Below are 4,783 nucleotides of genomic sequence, written 5' to 3' on the forward strand. Positions count from 1 at the left end.
CCACGGGACCCCGCCTCTCCCGGGGGACCCTCGCCCATTGCCGCCGCGCCGCGGCCACCAGCCGCCCGAGACCGCGCGCCACCACCCGCCGCGGGCGCCACACCCCGTCCACTACAGCGTGATCCCGCCCAGCAGGTTCGCGATGCTGGCGCCGCCCGCCGCGATGCTCGGCGCCACCGCCGTCCCCGACAAATAGAAACCGAACAGCGCGCACACCACCGCGTGCGACATCTTCAACCCGTCCTTGCGGGAGAAGAGGAACACGATGACTCCCAGCAGGACGACACCCGAGATGGAAAGGATCATGAGCACTCCAGACACGACCGAGCGGCCTTCACGGTAAGCACTCTAAGGATCACAAGGGGTGATCATTGCTCGACAGGCGCATAAGGGTGAAAGTGTCGGAACTCCGTCCGGCCCCCTCAACAGCCCGCCCACGAGGGGCGATGCGGTGCGGGAGCGGGCGCGGACCTCGGTAGGCTGGCCTTCGGTCGAGGGCAAGAAGGAGCAAGGACGATGGCAGAGAGTGCGCAGCCGTTGTCGCCGCGGGCCAGGCTGGCCGTGACGGCGGGAAAGGCGGCGGCGGCGGTGTCGCGGGCCGCGGGCCGCGGCAGCGGATCGGTGATCGGCGGCAAGGTCGCCCTCAAACTGGATCCGGAGCTGCTCGGCCGGCTCGCCGGCCATCTCGACGTGGTCCTGGTCTCCGCGACCAACGGCAAGACCACCACCACCCGGCTCATCGCCGAGGCCCTGCGCGCCGCCGGCGAGGTCGTCTCCAACGCGCTGGGCGCCAACATGCCGGCCGGCATCACCTCAGCCCTGTCGGCCGGCGCCCACGCCAGGTACGGCGTCATCGAGGTGGACGAGAAGTACCTTGCCGGAGTCGCCAGGGACGTGTCGCCCAAGGCCATCGCCCTGCTGAACCTCTCCCGCGACCAGCTGGACCGCGCGGCCGAGACCCGGATGCTCGCCGAGCGCTGGCGCGAGGGCCTGCAGGGCCTCAAGACCACCGTGATCGCCAACGCGGACGACCCGCTGGTCGTCTGGGCCGCCTCGTCCTCGGGGCAGGTCGTCTGGGTCGCGGCCGGCCAGGAGTGGAAGGACGACGCCTGGTCGTGCCCCGCCTGCGGCGGCGTGCTCCAGCACCACGGCGACGACTGGCGCTGCGGCGAGTGCGGCTTCGGCCGCCCCACCCCCACCTGGGTGCTCTCCGGCGACCACGTGCTCGACCCCAACGGCTCGGCGTGGCCCATCCAGCTCCAGCTGCCGGGCCGGGCCAACAAGGCCAACGCCACCAGCGCCGCCGCCGTCGCCGCCACCTTCGGCGTCGCCCCGCAGGTCGCCCTGCAGCGCATGCAGGCGGTCACCGCGGTCGCCGGCCGCTACGACGTCGTCTCCTTCCAGGGCCGCGACATCCGGCTGCTGCTCGCCAAGAACCCGGCGGGCTGGCTCGAGACGTTCTCGCTGATCGACCCGCCGCCCGCCCCGGTGCTCCTATCGGTCAACGCCCGCAGCGCCGACGGCACCGACACCTCCTGGCTGTGGGACGTCGACTACACGCGACTCGCCGGCCACCCCGTCGTCGTCATCGGCGACCGGCGCCTCGACCTCGCCGTCCGCCTCGAGGTCGCCGCCGTCGACTTCCGGGTCTGCGCGACCTTCCAGGAGGCGCTCCAGCAGCTCCCGCCCGGCCGCGTCGAGGCCATCGCCAACTACACGGCCTTCCAGGACCTGCGCCGCGTCGTCGGCAACTGACCTCCACCCGACATCCCGTACAGCCATCTCATCAGGCGGAAGGAACGGCACGCATGAGCTCATCGACCCTGCGGGTGGTCTGGGTCTACCCCGACCTGCTCAGCACCTACGGCGACCAGGGCAACGTCCTGGTGGTCGAGCGCCGGGCCAGGCAGCGCGGACTCGCCGTGGAGCGCGTCGATGTCCGCTCCGACCAGCAGATCCCCACCTCCGGCGACATCTACCTCATCGGCGGCGGCGAGGACCGCCCCCAGCGCCTCGCCGCCGAGCGGCTGCGCCGGGACGGCGGCCTGCACCGCGCCGCGGAGAACGGCGCCATCATCTTCTCCGTCTGCGCCGGCTACCAGATCCTCGGCCACGAGTTCATCAACGACCTCGGCCAGCGCGAACCGGGCCTCGGCCTCCTCGACGTGGTCAGCACCCGCGGCGAGGGCGAGCGCTGCGTCGGCGACGTCCTCGCCGACATCGACGACGCCCTCGGCCTGCCTCAGCTCACCGGCTTCGAGAACCACCAGGGCATCACCCACCTCGGCCCCGGCGTCCGTCCCTTCGCCCGCGTCCGCGTCGGCAAGGGCAACGGCACGGGGGACGGCACTGAGGGCGCCTGGCGCGACACGGTGATCGGCACCTACATGCACGGCCCCGTCCTCGCCCGCAACCCCGGGATCGCCGACCTGCTGCTGCGGCTCACCCTGGACGTCCGCGCCCTGCCCCCGGTCGACGACCGCTGGTACGAGGCGCTGCGCGCCGAGCGCATCGCCGCCGCCACCCAGGCGGCCTGACGGGCACCCTGGCCGCCGCCGCGGCCAGGGCGTTTCCTATGGTTGACGCGCGGGGGAGCTGCGAGCGGGAGTACACCGGAGATGGAAAACCACGGCCACGGATCGGGCATGGACCTGCCGCCGTTCACGCTCTCACGAGCGCTCGAACTCGGCGGCGACCCGGTCTTCCTCATCGGCTGCCTGGCCGTCCTCGCCCTCTACGGCTGGGGCGTGCTGCGGTTGGTCCGCCGGGGTGACCGCTGGTCACCGGGCCGCACCGTCTCCTTCGCCCTCGGCGTCGTCTCCATCGCCGCCGTCACCTGCACCGGGCTCAACGACTACGGCATGGTGCTGTTCAGCGCCCACATGCTCCAGCACATGGTCATCAGCATGGTCTCCCCGATCCTGCTGCTGCTCGGCGCCCCCGTCACCCTGCTGCTGCGGGCCCTGCCCACGGCGCCCCGCGGTCGCCGCGGCCCCCGTGAGCTCTTGGTCCGGCTGCTGCACAGCCGGTACGTGAGCGTGGTGACCAGCCCGCTGTTCACCATCACGCTCTTCGTCGCCAGCCTCTACGGCCTCTACTTCACGCCGCTGTTCGACTTCCTGATGGGCTCGCGCGTCGGCCACCTGGCGATGATGCTGCACTTCCTCGCCGTCGGCCTGGTGTTCTTCTGGCCCATCATGGGTGTCGACCCGGGCCCGCACCGGCCGAGCCACCTGATGCGGATGCTGGAACTCTTCGCCACCATGCCGTTCCACGCCTTCTTCGGCATCGCGCTGATGATGGCCTCCGAGCCCATGGTGGACACCTTCGCCGACCCGCCGGCCTCGCTGGCCGTCGACGCGGTCGCCGACCAGTCGAGCGCCGGCGGCATGGCCTGGGCCTTCAGCGAGATCCCCACCGTCGTGGTGCTGGTCGCCCTGGTCATCCAGTGGTACCTGTCCGAGGAGCGCCGGGCCCGCCGTCAGGACCGCACCGCCGACCGCGACGGCGACCGCGAGCTCGAGGCGTACAACGCCTATCTCGCCTCCCTCCGCTCCCGCGCCGGCTGACTCCGAGGCGCCGCCCGCCACTCCGGCGCGAGCACGGACCAGACCTCCACGTCGTGCCGCTGGCCCCGGTGGGGGTAGCTCTCGCGCAGCACGCCGTCCTTCGTCATCCCCAGCCGCCTGGCCACGGCGATGCTCGCCTCGTTCGCCGCCGACGCCAGCCACTCCACGCGGTGGATCCCCCGCTCCTCCACGGCCCAGTCGATGATCACGCGCGCGGCCCGCGTCACGAGCCCCCTGCCCACCGCCGACGGCTCGAGCCAGCAGCCGGCCTCGGCCGTGCCGCGTTCGACGACATCGTCCGGAAGAGGACGCCGCCCACCAGCGTGCCGTCCACCCAGATCCCGTAGATGCGCCCGGTGTCGGCCGCCACCTTCTCCGCGTACGCCTGGAGGTAGGCGCGGCTCGACGGCAGATCCGTGACGGCGTCCGGGAGCGCGATGTACCGCCCGACGAACTCCCGACCCCGCTCCATGTGGGCCAGGAACTCCTCGGCCCGCCACGGCTCCAGCGGACGCAGCTCCGTTCCGTCCGCGCCCAGGGATATCGCGAACATCTCGCCTCCACCCGCCCGGTCACACGTGCGTCGGATCCCCTCACGCCCCACCCGCGCCAGCCGCCCCGGTCGCCTCGCCGCCCAACGTCCGCGCCAGGAAGGCGAACGCGGCCTCCTGGGCCGGCACGTCGAAGCGGTGCGGGCCGTCCGCGAAGCGGAACGCGTAGCCCTCCGGTCGCCCGGCCAGCTCGTACAGCGCCCGCAGCCTCCGGTGCGCCGCCCGCATGCCCTCGGGCGAGAACAGCGCGTCGTCCCGCAGGTACTGGACCTGTAGCGGATCCGGCGCCCGGCTGGCCGCGACGTCCGGCCAGTCGGCCACCCGGCCAAGGCCCGGCGGGAACAGCATCCAACTGTGCGGCGCCACATGTCGGTCCAACATCTCGGCGAAGCCGCTCATCATGCCGACCACCACGGTGGCCGCCACCGCGTCGTGGACGGTCCGCAGCAGCACCGCCCGCGCCCCGCCGCCGGAGAACCCCACGCAGCCGACGCGCCCCGCGTCGACGTCAGGGCGCGACGCCAGGTAGCGGAGCGCCGCCCCGTCCTCCCGCAGGATGGTGGCGGCCACGCTCGTGCCCAACAGCGTGCAGTACTTTGCCACCGTGTGCTCATGGCCCCGGGCCACGATGTCGTACCGCTCCGACAGGCCCGGCTCCCGCCC

General features: G+C 72.6%; 5 protein-coding genes and 1 pseudogene. 3 read left to right on the forward strand and 3 right to left on the reverse strand.

All coding sequences use genetic code 11. The features are described 5' to 3' along the window. Nucleotides 1-111: 111 nt before the first annotated feature. Nucleotides 112-306: a hypothetical protein gene (locus E1265_RS33700; RefSeq protein WP_132934755.1), complete on the reverse strand. Its 195-nt coding sequence runs from the start codon at nucleotides 304-306 to the stop codon at nucleotides 112-114. A gap of 210 nt (nucleotides 307-516) precedes the next feature. On the opposite strand from E1265_RS33700, the gene E1265_RS33705 reads away from it, so the two are divergent. The 3 genes from E1265_RS33705 (at nucleotide 517) to E1265_RS33715 (ending at nucleotide 3,569) form a co-directional block, all read left to right on the forward strand. After that, a complete protein-coding gene (locus E1265_RS33705; protein WP_132934756.1) occupies nucleotides 517-1,755 on the forward strand; it encodes a MurT ligase domain-containing protein in 1,239 nt (412 codons plus the stop codon). Nucleotides 1,756-1,808: 53 nt separating this feature from the next. Next, nucleotides 1,809-2,537 (forward strand): glutamine amidotransferase, encoded by a 729-nt coding sequence (locus tag E1265_RS33710; protein ID WP_132934757.1) that lies wholly within the window; start codon nucleotides 1,809-1,811, stop codon nucleotides 2,535-2,537. Between the two features lie 81 nt (nucleotides 2,538-2,618). Beyond that, nucleotides 2,619-3,569 carry a cytochrome c oxidase assembly protein gene (locus tag E1265_RS33715; protein ID WP_132934758.1) on the forward strand — a complete coding sequence of 317 codons (951 nt, stop codon included), beginning with the start codon at nucleotides 2,619-2,621 and terminating at the stop codon, nucleotides 3,567-3,569. Here E1265_RS33715 and E1265_RS33720 read toward each other — a convergent pair. Both E1265_RS33720 and E1265_RS33725 read right to left on the reverse strand, forming a co-directional pair. Then, nucleotides 3,536-4,122, reverse strand: a pseudogene (locus tag E1265_RS33720) (GNAT family protein). The gene E1265_RS33715 and the pseudogene E1265_RS33720 sit on opposite strands and share 34 nt — an antisense overlap. A 40-nt stretch (nucleotides 4,123-4,162) precedes the next feature. Then, nucleotides 4,163-4,783, reverse strand: a 621-nt coding sequence (locus tag E1265_RS33725; protein WP_207931314.1) for a dienelactone hydrolase family protein, incomplete at its 5' end; no start/stop codon positions are given.

The organism is Streptomyces sp. 8K308 (genome assembly GCF_004348315.1).
Taxonomy (GTDB): Bacteria; Actinomycetota; Actinomycetes; order Streptomycetales; family Streptomycetaceae; genus Streptomyces.